The organism is Capnocytophaga sp. oral taxon 863 str. F0517, from assembly GCF_000466425.1.
In the GTDB taxonomy this organism is placed as follows: domain Bacteria; phylum Bacteroidota; class Bacteroidia; order Flavobacteriales; family Flavobacteriaceae; genus Capnocytophaga.
The window spans coordinates 46,964-60,828 of sequence record NZ_KE992152.1 but is presented as its reverse complement, the minus strand read 5'-3'; the positions used below and the strand labels follow the sequence as shown (position 1 = coordinate 60,828).

Annotated in this window: 10 protein-coding genes; 1 reads left to right on the top strand and 9 read right to left on the bottom strand. The window is 44.3% G+C overall.

Annotated elements, in window-relative coordinates:
- Positions 1-38: 38 nt before the first annotated feature.
- The 9 genes from HMPREF1551_RS06655 to mfd all read right to left on the bottom strand — a co-directional run bounded on the left by HMPREF1551_RS06655 (position 39) and on the right by mfd (position 12,939).
- Complete coding sequence (locus HMPREF1551_RS06655; RefSeq protein WP_021628313.1) at positions 39-1,151, bottom strand: hypothetical protein; 1,113 nt, start codon at positions 1,149-1,151, stop codon at positions 39-41.
- A gap of 31 nt (positions 1,152-1,182) precedes the next feature.
- Entirely contained in the window at positions 1,183-2,133 is a 951-nt protein-coding gene (locus HMPREF1551_RS06650) for a DUF4300 family protein (RefSeq protein WP_034544437.1), read from the bottom strand.
- Between the two features lie 56 nt (positions 2,134-2,189).
- Positions 2,190-2,744 carry an RNA 2'-phosphotransferase gene (locus tag HMPREF1551_RS06645; RefSeq protein WP_034544436.1) on the bottom strand — a complete coding sequence of 185 codons (555 nt, stop codon included), beginning with the start codon at positions 2,742-2,744 and terminating at the stop codon, positions 2,190-2,192.
- 372 nt (positions 2,745-3,116) lie between these two features.
- A complete protein-coding gene (locus HMPREF1551_RS06640) occupies positions 3,117-3,698 on the bottom strand; it encodes a hypothetical protein (protein WP_021628310.1) in 582 nt (193 codons plus the stop codon).
- 26 nt (positions 3,699-3,724) lie between these two features.
- On the bottom strand, positions 3,725-4,276 hold the full coding sequence (locus tag HMPREF1551_RS06635; protein ID WP_021628309.1) for a GNAT family N-acetyltransferase: 552 nt from the start codon (positions 4,274-4,276) through the stop codon (positions 3,725-3,727).
- Entirely contained in the window at positions 4,276-6,747 is a 2,472-nt protein-coding gene (locus HMPREF1551_RS06630; RefSeq protein ID WP_034544431.1) for a M1 family metallopeptidase, read from the bottom strand. Before HMPREF1551_RS06630 ends, HMPREF1551_RS06635 begins: the two co-directional genes overlap by 1 nt.
- 73 nt (positions 6,748-6,820) lie before the next feature.
- Entirely contained in the window at positions 6,821-7,399 is a 579-nt protein-coding gene (locus tag HMPREF1551_RS06625) for a flavin reductase family protein (protein ID WP_034544430.1), read from the bottom strand.
- A gap of 101 nt (positions 7,400-7,500) precedes the next feature.
- Complete coding sequence (locus HMPREF1551_RS06620) at positions 7,501-9,534, bottom strand: M13 family metallopeptidase (protein ID WP_021628306.1); 2,034 nt, start codon at positions 9,532-9,534, stop codon at positions 7,501-7,503.
- A gap of 75 nt (positions 9,535-9,609) precedes the next feature.
- Positions 9,610-12,939, bottom strand: a complete 3,330-nt coding sequence (gene mfd, locus HMPREF1551_RS06615; protein WP_021628305.1) for a transcription-repair coupling factor — start codon at positions 12,937-12,939, stop codon at positions 9,610-9,612.
- Positions 12,940-13,192: 253 nt separating this feature from the next.
- On the opposite strand from mfd, the gene HMPREF1551_RS06610 reads away from it, so the two are divergent.
- Positions 13,193-13,864, top strand: coding sequence for a succinate dehydrogenase cytochrome b subunit (locus tag HMPREF1551_RS06610; RefSeq protein WP_021628304.1), 672 nt, complete (start codon positions 13,193-13,195; stop codon positions 13,862-13,864).
- Position 13,865 lies beyond the last annotated feature (1 nt).

Sequence of the window (13,865 nt, the reverse complement as noted above, 5' to 3'; positions counted from 1 at the left end):
ATCTTTTCAATCTTTCTATCCAATCATTAAAATGTTTTCTATTCCTCTTCGCCCGAGAATTGGCTATCAATCATATGGTCAAATTCTTCTATATAAAAATCTTGAAAGTAAACCTCTCCAAAGTCTTTCGTTGTAAGTTGTACTTCCTTTTTAGCCCCTTGTTCTCCTCTGCTTAGGTCAATATACCCATAGCGATGGAGAAAGAAATCATTTGCATGTTTGTTGTACTTGAAGGTGATATAGGCCTCCGCCGGAAAATTGTCTCCCTTGAACTCCAAGGTAAAGTATTCCCTTTTGCAGACGATTTGGTGAAGTGGCCAGTCCTTATAACAAAAATCAGGTGCTATCAGGAGCTTATACTTATGTTCTCCTTCCTGACTAAGAAGCAATACGACCTTTCTAATTGCATTAGGACTATCCTCTTGTTCGACAAAGGAAAAGAGGTGATCTGGCTTACCATCCCCATTGAGGTCACAACCATAGAGCCGTTGTTCTAAGTCATATGCTCCCAAGCGAATGATTCTCTTGGATAGTTCTTTGAGGTTATCCACTTGACAGATATCCTTGTAAGGGGCAATGATGCCCAACATATATTCTGTTTGGTTGATCACAAGGTTTCCGACTTCTTCTCTTGTAGTAGCGGAGAAAGTGGCTCCTTTGCTCCATACGCCATCTTTGAGCAAATAGGTTACCTCCTTAAAAGGAAGATAGACAGAACCCTTCTCAGGATTGGCCTTTTCTCCTTTTTCTCCTGTAAAGTATTGGTTGTCTATAGCCGAGATATATACATCAAAATAGCGAGCGATTTCCTCAGGAGTGAGCTTATGTATCGCTGGAGTGAGGTGCTCACTCAGTAGTAACTGGTCATAGGTAAAAAATCTCAAAATATAGGGATTGAACTCTATGGTCTTGGGGAGTAGAGAAATGTCCACCCTCCCAAAGACAGGATCCAGACGTGCGGCGGTATCTACAACACTGCCACTATAGAAAAATCCGCTATCAGGGTCTTCATGAGAGGTATAGGGTACTCTTTTGAGGAGTTCATAGAGCTTTGCTTCTATCTCTGGGCTCATAGGCTGCTCAGTGATAGGAGTTGTTTGCTTGCAGGCAAAAAGCCCCAAGGCTAAAAGGATAAGGAATATCTTTTTCATAGGGGTTAGGGAAGTAACTATTCATTTTTCACTATTCACTTTTCGCTCCTTTATAAGGGTTAGGGCGATAGCCGTCCATCAGGGAGTCATTCTCCATGATAAAGGGAATCGCATTGGGTTGCTCCCATTCCACATCGTAGCGGTTCATCAGGTAATCGCTTAGCTCAGTACGGTTGGCAAAGATAATGGCTTGGTAGGGTTCTTGGAAAGCGAGTTTTTCCACAAAGAGCAGCTTACCTTCGAAGGGGACCAATACCCCCACATGCCCCACAAAAATCATATTCTCCTCAGGGGTGATTTGAGAATGAAAAACAGCCGAGATAAGCGATGCCTTGGTAGGGTCGTCCTTATAGCGGAAAGTGATACCACGCTCCCTCCATGCACGTTGCATGGCTTGCAAATGGATATGGATATCCTTGGTATTGGTGGTAGGCACTTCGGTAAAGAGCGCAAAAAAGTCGTTTTCCTCGGCTGGGGTAAAGAGCTTTTTAGGAGCATTGCGCAAAGACTCACGGTCTATAAAGAGCACCTCATCTTCTCCCTTGCTGGCAAACTTCTTATCGGGAAAAGCGATCAAATCACGCAAAAGGGTAAAGGAAGTCAAGCGGCAATTATACCCCTGAAAGGTAGAGTATTTGGCCATCCAGTCGGTTTGTATAGCTACCTCATCATACTTGGGCAGGAGGCTATCAATGGTTACAAAGCCCTCTGGGACAAGGTTTGCTTTCGCTCCAGCGGTTTGGTTGAAGAGTGCTACACTCTCCAAGAAAGCGGAAGCATTAGAAGCAGATATGCCAGCTGCTATAAGGGCTTGCTGCACTTTTTCTTGAGTAGGTGTATCCACTAAGTTAGAGTAGGTCAGCGTTGGGACGGCTTTTTCTTGAGCCACTTGTGGCGTTTCCGCCGCTGCTGTAGTGGGGGCTTTCTTTTCTTGGCAGGCTATAGCCGCCAAAGAAAGTAGGGTCAATACAATTTTTCTCATTTTTATCATCTATTTTTTATACTTTTGGAGGCAAATTGCCTCACTTACCTAATATGCTACGACTCAACTAACTCCAAAAACTTTGGTGGTACCTTATCCGTGAGCCATACTCCATTGGCAGAGAGATAGAAAGTAAAACCTTCATTATACATTGCCATTGTATTTACTTTAAAAATTATAGGGCTGCCATGTCGGCTCCCTACCTTAGTGGCTGTTTCTATATCATTGCTAAGGTGTACATACTGGCGTGTTTGCTTTTGGAGTCCGCTTTTGAGAATGCTCTCTACAAACCTGCTGGCAGTACCGTGGTACAAACATTCGGGGGGTATTTGGGGTAGTAATTCTAACTCTACAGCAATCGAATGTCCCTGATTGGCGCGTATTTTTGTGTTATCCTCGCTAAAAGCATACCGCTGTTTGTTATCTGTAGCGACGATTTCTTCCAACATTTTAAGGCTGAACACTGGGAATTTACGCTTCATATGCTTAATGAGTATATTTACCTCAGCCCAACCATGCGCATCGAGGGTAATACCAATTGCCTCAGGGTGGTGTCGCAATACCAAACTGAGGAACTTGCTCTCTTTTTTATACTTTTCTTCTTTAGACATTATTCTATGTTTTGCGCGCTTTGCGGGATTTTTGCACGCTTTTTGCGCGCTTTTCAGGCTCTTTTGCACGCTTTTTTAGTTATATTTTAACATGTAAGATGTATTTACACTAACCCCTAATATCCTTTAAACAAACACCAATCCTATTTTCTGTAAGTAATAGTTCTTCCCTACTTGCTCCTTTGCTTTGTCGGAAATCCAAAAATCAGGTTTGAGCAATTGCACTGCTTGACTGTTACAAACTCATAATCATCTCTACTGAAAACCATTTCAAACTCCTCAGGAGTGATTACAAAATTAAAACTTTTGTGTCAAGTGTTTGCAAAATACATAATTCAACGATTAATGACTCTAATATTTGTTGTATAATTCTCATTTGGTAGGGTAAATCACCTGTGTTTTCTCTTTACCATAGCTGTCAAACTCTTTTGAAATATAAAAAGCCTTTATCTTAGATACTATCAATTGGTCATTCTCAGCTACCAAATAAATATCATAGCGATGAAATCCCCCTGCTGATGTCCATAAAACATTCTCAAAGGATAGCTTTATCAGGGTTTCTTTTTTCTTTTTCTGATATCTTACCTTGTAGGGAATCATCATCTCAGTACCCAGCTCTACAAAGGTAGTATCAATAATGATAGATTTCCCATTGAATTGAATTTCAATATCCTCTAAGGGCTTCAACTTCTTTTCTAAAGCCTTTGTAACACTACATTTGGGATCATTGTCAAAGATTAAATCAGAATGACTGAAGATTTTCAGCTCATCATTCAAGAGCTTTTTCTCTGTCATTATAAACGCTTTATGATGTGCCTTATAGTCCTCAATACAATAATCTTTGTAGTTTTCATCAGGAATAAAAACAGCACAATAGTCTAATTTACTTTGTATAGTTTGAGATTTACCACACAAAGTTATAGCTAAAAAAATTAATAAAAGAACTGTTTTCATTATATCACCTTTAATCTAAAACTGGATTACTGCATATCTTTTTGAAGTGTATAAACCAGGACTGTATGTCGCTCCCCTATTAGTGGAAACAAGAAATCTTCAAGGGTATGATGATAGCGAAAACCACATTTTTCAATGACCCGCTGTGAGGTTATATTTTCCTTGTATATACCCGCCCACAACTGAGTAAGAGACAACTCCTCAAAGGCATAGCGTATAATTTGTAATGCAGCTTCTGTCATATACCCTTTGCCCCAAAAGTCTTCTCCTAACCAATAACCTATTTCGGCTTCATTTTCACCTACAGAGAGCCTACTTTCTCCTTGAAAAAGTAGGCTTTCTCGTTGAAAAAGCAAGCTGATACTCCCTATAAGGGTGTTATCAGATAGGCAAATAGCGAAAGAGTGAGGTTTGCGAAGTACGTTTTCAATAATCTCTCGGCTCTCTTCTACACTTTTGTGGGGCATCCAACCACACCGCTTGCCTATAATAGGGTTATGTGCTTGTGTATATAGCGCCTGGGCATCGGAAACTTCCCAAGGACGAAGCAAAAGACTTGTCGTGTGAAGTGTTTTCATTACCTTATCTTACTCTTAAGCTCTACCAGCATTTTGATTTGCTCCTTCACCGAAGGACTTTCGGGAAGTTTTTTCTTTTGAGCAATCCCTTCGTCTATGACTTTCCAAAGAGTTTGTTTGGCTTGGGGGTCATTTTCGTCTTGGGTAAAGTCATTGAAGGAGGTTTGCACAAGTCGTACGAGCCTTTTATCATCCAAGCTCATTGCCCATAGATAGGTTTTCTTGAAATCAGCAGCTCTTTGAGGCTCTTCTTTTTCGATAAAAGGATAGTTGACAACATAAGGTATCAGCAAAGGAAGGAATTTGTCCATTTTATTATCGGTAATCACTCCCGTTAGTCCTAAGAGCTGATCGGCTTCAAGATCGTAGGGATCGGCTTTTTCCAAGAATGACTTAGCACGCTTAGGGTTGGTGCGGGATATTCCCTCGAGTGCGGCATTCTTAATAGCTCCTGAGGGAACGGTCAGTGCCTTTTCATAGAGGGAGATATAGCGCTTGTCCTCTTGGCCATTCAGAACCCAAATAGCAGCTGCACGAACAAGGTTTTCCGGATCAGAAGTAGCCATTTTCTCCACCTGAGCCAAATCTTTTTTGGTAAGCTGGTAGCCTTCGAGAAATTCCAAAGCAATCTTACGTATCATAAAATAAGGATCTTTGAGGGCAGCCATGATCACCTCTTTTCCTTGGCCTACCTCCTGTGAGATGATGGCCTCCAGGCGACTTTTTAGATCAGGGGCATACTGTACTTGGTGGAGGTATTCCTTGGTAGTTTTAGGATACTGTTCCTGCATCACGATCACTCCTTCGGGATTGATATTAACCAAGACAGGAGCTTTATTTTCAGAGAAGGTAAAGACATTTTCCTGTTGTGCCCTAACCCATACGGTATGGCGAGTAGGCTTATTATCCTGATAGATGTCAATATCCAAGGGGAATTGGAAGTAGAGATCTTCACCTTGGAGCTGGGTGAGCTTTACCACAAGTTGCTTTTTGGCTGCGTTGTACTCTTTTTCTACTTTCACTGTAGGGTTCCCATGACCAAAATACCACTGGTCAAAGAACCAACTAAGGTCTTTACCACTTATCTTCTCCCAGGAAAGGCGCAGCTGATGGGCTTCCCCTGTACTATATTCATGAGCCTTGAGATAGTCGGTAATTCCCTGGAAGAATGCCGCATCGCCGAGATAGCGACGGAGCATATGCAGAATAGCCCCTCCCTTGTTATAGGAAACCGCATCGAACATATCATCGGTGAGGAGGTAGTCAAAGCGCACTAAGTTTTTCTTGAAATCATCTGGGCGCTTGTGATAGTCCTGAGTGTCGTTCAGCAGGTGATAATCTGCCGCATCCTTCCCCTGCTTATGGGCGATCCATAGGTATTCACTATAGTTGGCAAAGGATTCATTTACAGTAAGGTTTGCCCAGCTCTCGGCAGTAACCAAATCACCGAACCAGTGATGTGCCAGCTCATGGGCGATGATGTAATCCCAATAATTTTGGTCATTGAGGTATTCTTCACCTTGATAGGCACTTTCAGAATGGCTCACCGCTGTGGTATTCTCCATTGCTCCTGAGACGAAGTCACGTACCACGATTTGTGCATACTTTGCCCAAGGATAGTCATAGCCGAAGCGTTCGGAGAAGAAGGTGAGCATCTCTGGAGTATTCCCGAAGAGCCTTTTGGCAAGAGGGGCATATTCCTTCTCTACATAGTATTCCACAGGCACCTTACCACGCCAAGGAGTGTCCTTGACTACGGCAAACTCACCCGCTCCCATGAAGAAGAGATAAGGGGCATGAGGCTTGTCCATTACCCAGTGGTCGGTACGTAAGTCGCCTTTTTTCTGAGAGCTTTTAAGTAGCCCATTGGAAAGGGTCACAAAGCTATCTGGCACAGTCATCTCGATCTCTTGGGTTGTTTTCTGGTTGGGCTTATCTATAGTAGGGAACCAGCAGGAGGAGCTTTCGGATTCTCCTTGAGTCCATACTTGGCGCATAGGTCCTTGAGGATTGTTTTCGGGATTGATAAAATAAAGTCCCTTGGTATCGGTGATGGCTCGTCCCCCCTTATCTGAGACCTTTTCAGGCTGAGCTGTATATTTTATATAAACGGTGTAATCTTCCCCCCTCTGGTAAGTTTTGGGGAGCTTAATTCGTAGTATATCTTCCTTATAGCTGAAAGGGAGGGCTTGCTGCTTGCCCTGCTCTTGGAGTGCTACCTTGTGAATGAGCATCGCCTTGGCATCGAGAACGAGGCTATCAGAAGGATAGAAGAATGGAGCGGCTGTGAGCCACTCTTCTCCGGCGAGGGTTTGCTTGGCAAAATCAAAACTCACCCTGAGTTTGGTATGCTTCAGAGCAGTTTTCTTTTCAGAGGTAGCCCGATAGAAGGTTCTACCTGAGGTGTCGGTTTGTGCGTAGGTATAGCCTGTAGCTATCAAGCTCAACGCTAATAGGAATATTCTTTTCAATGGTCAATGGTTAATGGTTCATAATTAGTAAAAAGTGAAGAGCGACTGTTCACTCTTCACTTTTCGTTTTTTATTACTTAATCGTGAAGTTAAGTCCTTTGTGTTCGCCTATACCATAATAGTGCTTGAAGTTATAGATCAGTGGTTCCCATTGGAGTGGATTGATCTTATTTCCTTCCATCACCAAGTGATCCTGGGCATGCACCTGTACTATTTCCAACTCTACAAGTACATAGCCATTACGGTCGTTGACATTGACTACCTTAGCTTCTGCTTGGATAGGGCATTCAGCCACACGAGGGGGGCGTACCTTATCGGAGGCAAGTGGAGTGAAGCCACCAAGGGCAAACTTGTCATCAGTATGGGTGTATTTGGCCGCCTTCTGTGCAGGTACAGGATCTTTGGCTGTATAGGGCGCAATTTTCTCCACCTGCTCCCACATGGAGGCGTTAGGCAAGTTTAGCACTACCTCTGGCACTGCCATCACATTTTCATAGGCTTGATTGAGCTTTACCAAGGCGATCACTGCATTGGTACCCAAGGTAAAAGTACAGCTAATGGGAGTGACATCTGCCTTTCCCTTTTCATCTATAGTACTGAGTAACACTACTGGAAACCCATAATAAAACATGTTTGGTAAAAATGATTGCATATGATTAAAATTTTAATTTAGGACACAAAGGTACGAAATTAATAACAAGTGACAAGCGAGTAATGCTTTTTTTGTGTTTAGTCACTCCTCTTTAGCCCCTATCACCATATTTTCACTCTTTCAGCTGGTTTCTTATAGAGCTTGTCGCCTTCTTTTACGTCAAAGGCTTTGTACCAGGCATCCACATTGAGCAGTGGCGCATAGGCGCGGATAAACTGGGGAGTATGGGGATCGGTCTTCACCTGATTGATCAGGTGTTTTTCCTTCGCTATAGCTCTCCAAACCGTTGCCCAAGAGAGAAAAAAGCGTTGGTCTTGGGTATAACCACTGATTTTTCCTACCTTTCCATGTTCTTTGAGGTACAGTTGTAGGGCATCATAAGCAATATTAACGCCTCCGAGGTCTGCTATATTCTCACCATTGGTAAAAGTACCATTAACGAAATGTCCTTTCACAGGTTCGTATTTGTCAAACTGAGCAGCCAAGGCCTGGGTTACCTTTTTAAAGTTCTCTTTATCCTGAGCAGTCCACCAGTTTTTCAGGTTGCCATCCCCATCGTATTCAGCACCGCTATCATCGAAACCGTGGCTCATCTCATGACCAATTACCGCGCCTATTCCTCCGAAGTTGACCGCAGGATCGGCCTCAAAGCTAAAGAAAGGCGATTGGAGGATGGCCGCAGGGAAGACAATCTCATTATTCATAGGACTGTAATAAGCATTGACTGTCTGAGGGGTCATTCTCCAGCGGGATTTGTCTACTTTTTGACCTACTTCTTCCAATTGTTTTTGGTAGCGCCAAGCACGTATCTGGCTGATATTCTCATAGTAAGAAACCTCTGAAGCAGGCCTTACCACAAGGCGTGAGTAGTCCTGCCACTTATCAGGATAACCTACTTTGAGACCAAATTTGCCGAGCTTAGCCAAGGCCTTTTCTTTAGTCACTGGAGACATCCAAGAGAGCGCTTTGATATGTTGGGCAAAGCTGCGCTTAAGGTAATCGATCAGTACCAACATTTCTTCCTTAGCCTTGGCAGGGAAGTATTTTTCTACATATAGCTTACCGAAGGCCTCTCCCAGAAGTCCATTGATCACCCCTAAGGCGCGCTTATCCATCGGCCGTTGTTGCTGCTGACCGCGAAGGTATTTGCTAAAGAAATCAAAGGCCAATTTATCTAAGTTTTGGTCAAGAGTATGGGTATTCTGAGAAAGCAGTTGTATCTTGAGGTAATCCTTAAGCAAAGGAAGATTGGCCTCTGTGAGGAACTGGTCATACTGCTGATAGAGGCGCCACTCCCCTATGATCACCTTATCGGTATGCACCCCAACATTTTGTAAATAGGCCGGTAGGTCTAAGTTTTTGACCAATGCTTTTAGCTCGGCCATGGTCTTGGGGTGATAGCTGCTATTGGGATTGCGTTTTTCCTCATTGGTCAGCATCAGTCGGGCTACACTACGCTCAAAATCCACCAATTGCTTGGCTTTTTCTTGGGGCTGAGTTTCTTTGAGCAGGGTAAAGAGGGTAGTTATATACTCCTGATACTTAGCGAGGGCTTCACTATTGCTTTTGCTTTCTTTTTGATAGTAATCGCGCCCCATCCCCAGAGAGAATCCTCCTAAATAGACAGCATTCATTTGGGAATTTTTCTTATCAGCAGACACACCCCAATCACAGATGGGGTTGCTCCCCTCTGGAGTCGTTTTTTCTAAGTATTTTTGTAGGTCGGCAAGGCTTCTGATCTGGTCTATTGCTTGTAATCTTCCCTGTAACGGGGAGAGTCCTTCGCGGTTACGCTTATCCCAATCAAGGAAGGTTTCGTATAGGTCTTTTATCTGCTGACCTTCGGAGCCTTGAGGGTAAGATTCTTTTAGCAGTTGTGCTAGGAGTACCAAGCAATCCTCATCGGTTTTTTCGCGGAGCATATTGAAAGACCCCCAAGAGGATTTGTCGGCTGGAATCTGGGCGGTTTTCATCCAGCCCCCATTGGCAAAGGTATAGAAATCGTCCTGTGGGCGTACGGAGGTATCCATAGCCGAGAGGTCAAGCCCCCGCTCCACGGGCTCATTCTTCTTGGAAGAGTGCGTGCCACAGGAGGCAGCAAGGGCTACTGTAGCTAATAAATAGATTTTTTTCATTTTCTTGTTGTTTTTTAATTATTTAGGCAAATTGTCTTTTTGTTCTTACTGTTGGCACGAATAGTTATGACTCCCTTACTGTTGGCTACTAATGATTCTAAGTGCCTTATCTATAGTGGTGATTTGGTCAAAGGTAATGATGAGCCTTAGCCCATTGCGGGTCTCCTTTTCGGTAAGATGACACTTATCTGTATTGCGCTGTACGAAATCCAATACCCGCTGGAAAGCTCCACTTTGGTAGAACTTACTCTGCTGGTCAGCAATAAAGTAGCCTATCATTTTGCCTTGCTTCATTACCAAGCGCTCTATCCCCATCTGGGTAGCCAGCCACTTGATACGCACCGAGTTGAGCAGGTCTTTAGCCTGAGGGGGTAAGGGGCCAAAGCGGTCAGTAAGTCGATACTCATACTGGGCGAGTTCGGCCTCGTTCTTGAGGTTGCTCAGCTCATTGTATAGGTTGAGGCGCTCGGTGATATTGTTGATATAGTTATCCGGAAAGAGCAGCTCGAAATCACTATCTATCTGGGTGTCTGTCAGGTAGACAGGCTCTTGGTGGGTATCGGTATAGAGGTCGGCGAACTCGTTTTCTTTGAGCTCCGTAACGGCCTCTTGGAGTATCTTCTGATAAGCATCGAAGCCTATATCGTTGATAAATCCACTCTGCTCGCCCCCGAGTAGGTCTCCAGCCCCGCGTATCTCCAAGTCTTTCATAGCAATATGGATACCACTTCCCAAATCAGTGAATTGGGCAATAGCCTGCATACGCTTGCGCGCATCCTCCGGCAAGTCTGAGAGGTTAGGGGTGATAAAGTAGCAAAAAGCCTTCTTGTTGCTGCGCCCTACCCTACCACGCATTTGGTGCAGGTCGGAAAGACCAAAGTATTGGGCGTTGTGGATAAAGATGGTATTGGCATTGGGCACATCCAAGCCGCTTTCTATAATGGTCGTGGAAACCAAGATGTCGTAGTCCCCGTTGATAAAGGCGAGCATCACCTCCTCTAGGTCTTTCCCATCCATCTGCCCATGACCGATACCGATACGGGCATCGGGTACTAAGCGCTGGATCATTCCGGCCACTTCCCTGATATTCTCCACACGATTATGGATAAAGAAGACTTGTCCGCCACGCTGTAGCTCATAGGCAATTCCATCGCGTATCACCTCCTCGTTGAAGGTGATAATCTGGCTATCAATAGGATAACGATTAGGCGGCGGGGTAGTAATGACCGAAAGGTCTCGGGCAGCCATCAGGCTGAACTGTAAGGTTCGCGGAATTGGGGTCGCCGTAAGGGTCAGTACATCTATGTTCTCCCGCAGGGTCTTGAGCTTGTCCTTCACCGCTACTCCAAACTTCTGTTCCTCATCAATTACCAGCAAGCCTAAGTTCTTATATTTCACCTTTTCATTGACAATCTGGTGGGTACCAATGAGGATATCCACCTTGCCCTGAGCCAGGTCGGCCAATATCTGGTTTTTCTCCTTGGTGGTACGGAAACGATTGAGGTATTCTACCCTAACAGGTAACCCCTTGAGGCGCTGAGAGAAAGTCTGATAATGTTGGAATGCCAAGATGGTCGTAGGCACGAGCACCGCCACCTGCTTGCTGTTGTCCACAGCCTTGAAAGCCGCACGGATGGCCACTTCCGTCTTTCCGAAGCCTACATCGCCACAGACAAGCCTGTCCATAGGGCGCGCACTCTCCATATCCTGTTTTACCTCCAAGGTTGCCTTGCTCTGATCGGGCGTATCCTCATAGATAAAGGAGGCCTCGAGCTCCTTCTGTAGAAACGAATCTGGGGCAAAGGCATAACCCACCGCTTCTCGGCGCTTGGCATAGAGCTGGATGAGATTGAAGGCAATTTGCTTGACCCTTGCCTTGGTCTTCTGTTTGAGGGCTTTCCAGGCCGAACTACCCAACTTATAGAGCTTAGGGGCTGCTCCATCTTTGCCGTTGTATTTACTGATTTTGTGTAGGGAATGGATACTGACATAGAGCACATCTCTGTCTCCATAGATAAGCTTGATAGCCTCCTGCTGCTTGCCGTCTATGTCTATCTTTTGTAGGCCGGCAAACTTACCTATCCCATGGTCAATATGGGTGACATAGTCCCCTATGGTGAGTTGCTGCAATTCCTTGAGGGTGATGGCCTGTTTCTTGGCATAGCCATTGCGGATATTAAACTTATGGTAGCGCTCCAATATTTGATGGTCGGTATAGCAGTTGATTTTGCTTTCCGTATCCGAAAAACCTTCAGAGAGGGAGAGCTCAATCAGGCTACAAGGCACCTCTTGATGCAGTTCCTCGAAGATATCCAAGAAGCGCTGGGCTTGCTGTTCGCTTACACAACAGATATAATTGGTATAGCCCTCCTTATATTTTTCTTGGAAGTGCTCAATGAGTAGTTCAAAACGCTTGTTGAACGAAGGCTGGGGGCGCAAGGCAAAATCCACCTCCTGCCCCTCTTCCTGCCCTGGTGTATAGGGGTTGATTTTTACCAAATGGCGACCAAGTAGCTCCCTGGTGGTCTCCGATGCAGTCGCAAAAAGCGCCTCTGGAGGCAGGTGCGCGATCTCTCCTTGGAGCGCCTCGAAAGCCTCTTGTGCCTTCTGGTACATACGCTCCCACTTAGGAGCGAAAAGTTCAAAATCTTGGGCGAAAACAATCGTGTTTTCAGGCAAAAGCGACAAAAAAGAAGTCCGCTGTTCTCCTGCCAATTTGTTTTCTATATTAGGAATGATCACAATAGAAGGCACCTGCTGTAGGGAGAGCTGGCTCTCTACATCAAAAGTACGAATGCTCTCCACCGTATCGGAGAAAAACTCGATGCGATAAGGGGTATCGTTGGAGAAGGAAAAGACATCCACTATCCCCCCTCGTACGGAGAACTCCCCTGGCTCACTTACAAAATCTACCCTATGGAATTGATATTCGAAGAGGGTCTCGTTGAGCACATCCAAAGAGAGGTGTTCGCCTCGCTTAAGGGTCAAGGTATTTTTGTCCAACTGTTGGCGAGTGAGTACCTTCTCGAAAAGGGCTTCGCTATAAGATACCACCACCTTCACCCCTTGCTCAAGGCGTGAGAGAACCTCCGCCCTTAGAAGGACATTGGCATTGTCCGTCTCCTCCGTTTGGTAAGGACGCCGATAGCTACTGGGAAAGAAAAGCACCTGCTCTTGCCCCAGAAGTAGTTCCAAGTCATTGAGCAGATAGGCAGCCTTCTCCCTATCATCCCCTATAAAGAGAAGCGTACGACCGGTTTGCTTAAAGAGATCCGCCAGGACAAATGATAGTCCCGAGCCTATAAGTCCCTTAGTATAACAAGGTGTCTTTTCTTTAATATATTGTAATAACTTCAGGTAAGGCTTTCCTTGTAAAAAAGAAGAAAGCAATAGTTCTTTACTCATTATTTTTCTCTATCTTCACTTCTAATTTCTTAGAGTGTGGCAAAAGTACGACTTTTTAGTGAATAGTGAAAAGTGAATAGTGAAAAATTACCTCCCTTTCATTTTTCACACTTCACTTTTACCTAATTTAAACTAACTATAAATTACAATATTTTCTCTGTTTTAGTTGTGAAAAAAAGCAAATATTCGTATCTTTGTGGCACTAAAGTTTTTTAGGCAATTCAATCATTTTTAGGAACTTATTTTTAAGGATATGCAAATATTTAAAACTTCCGTTGCGAGAAAAGTGGCGATGGCACTTTCGGCATTTTTTCTCATCATTTTCTTAGTGATTCACTTAGCAGTGAACTTTATGTCGGTGTTAAGTCCGAGCACCTTCAACATGCTCTCTCACTTCATGGGAACCAACCCTCTGATACAGTTTGCCATGCAACCTGTACTCCTTGTTGGGGTTATCTTCCACTTTGTGATGGGCTTTGTTTTGGAGTTGCAAAACAAAAAAGCTCGTGGTAGTGAGCCTTATTACAGCTACAATGGGGCTGCCAACGCCTCTTGGATGTCCCGAAACATGGCTATCACCGGGATGGTGATTCTTGGCTTCTTAGCACTACACTTGTTTGACTTTTGGGCGCCTGAGATGAACTACAAGTATATAGAAGCGCTCCCAGCCGATGAAACCCGCTACTATGGGGAACTCGTAGAAAGATTCCATAGCCCTGTACGTGTAGGAATCTATGTACTTTGCTTCGTATTCTTGTGCTTGCACTTGCTCCATGGCTTCCAATCCGCCTTCCAATCTGTAGGTCTAAAGGATGACAAACGCAAAAAACTTATCAGCAGTCTTGGCAATTGGTATTCCTACATCATCTGTGGAGGCTTTATCTTTGTTGCCCTTTTCCATTTTGTAAAACATTTAACAGTTTAAT

Coding starts and splice junctions, on each gene's coding strand:
- HMPREF1551_RS06655 (WP_021628313.1), bottom strand. CDS start 1,151: ATGAAAAAGATATTCCTTATCCTTTTAGCCTTGGGGCTTTTTGCCTGC.
- HMPREF1551_RS06650 (WP_034544437.1), bottom strand. CDS start 2,133: ATGAGAAAAATTGTATTGACCCTACTTTCTTTGGCGGCTATAGCCTGC.
- HMPREF1551_RS06645 (WP_034544436.1), bottom strand. CDS start 2,744: ATGTCTAAAGAAGAAAAGTATAAAAAAGAGAGCAAGTTCCTCAGTTTG.
- HMPREF1551_RS06640 (WP_021628310.1), bottom strand. CDS start 3,698: ATGAAAACAGTTCTTTTATTAATTTTTTTAGCTATAACTTTGTGTGGT.
- HMPREF1551_RS06635 (WP_021628309.1), bottom strand. CDS start 4,276: ATGAAAACACTTCACACGACAAGTCTTTTGCTTCGTCCTTGGGAAGTT.
- HMPREF1551_RS06625 (WP_034544430.1), bottom strand. CDS start 7,399: ATGCAATCATTTTTACCAAACATGTTTTATTATGGGTTTCCAGTAGTG.
- HMPREF1551_RS06620 (WP_021628306.1), bottom strand. CDS start 9,534: ATGAAAAAAATCTATTTATTAGCTACAGTAGCCCTTGCTGCCTCCTGT.
- mfd (WP_021628305.1), bottom strand. CDS start 12,939: ATGAGTAAAGAACTATTGCTTTCTTCTTTTTTACAAGGAAAGCCTTAC.
- HMPREF1551_RS06610 (WP_021628304.1), top strand. CDS start 13,193: ATGCAAATATTTAAAACTTCCGTTGCGAGAAAAGTGGCGATGGCACTT.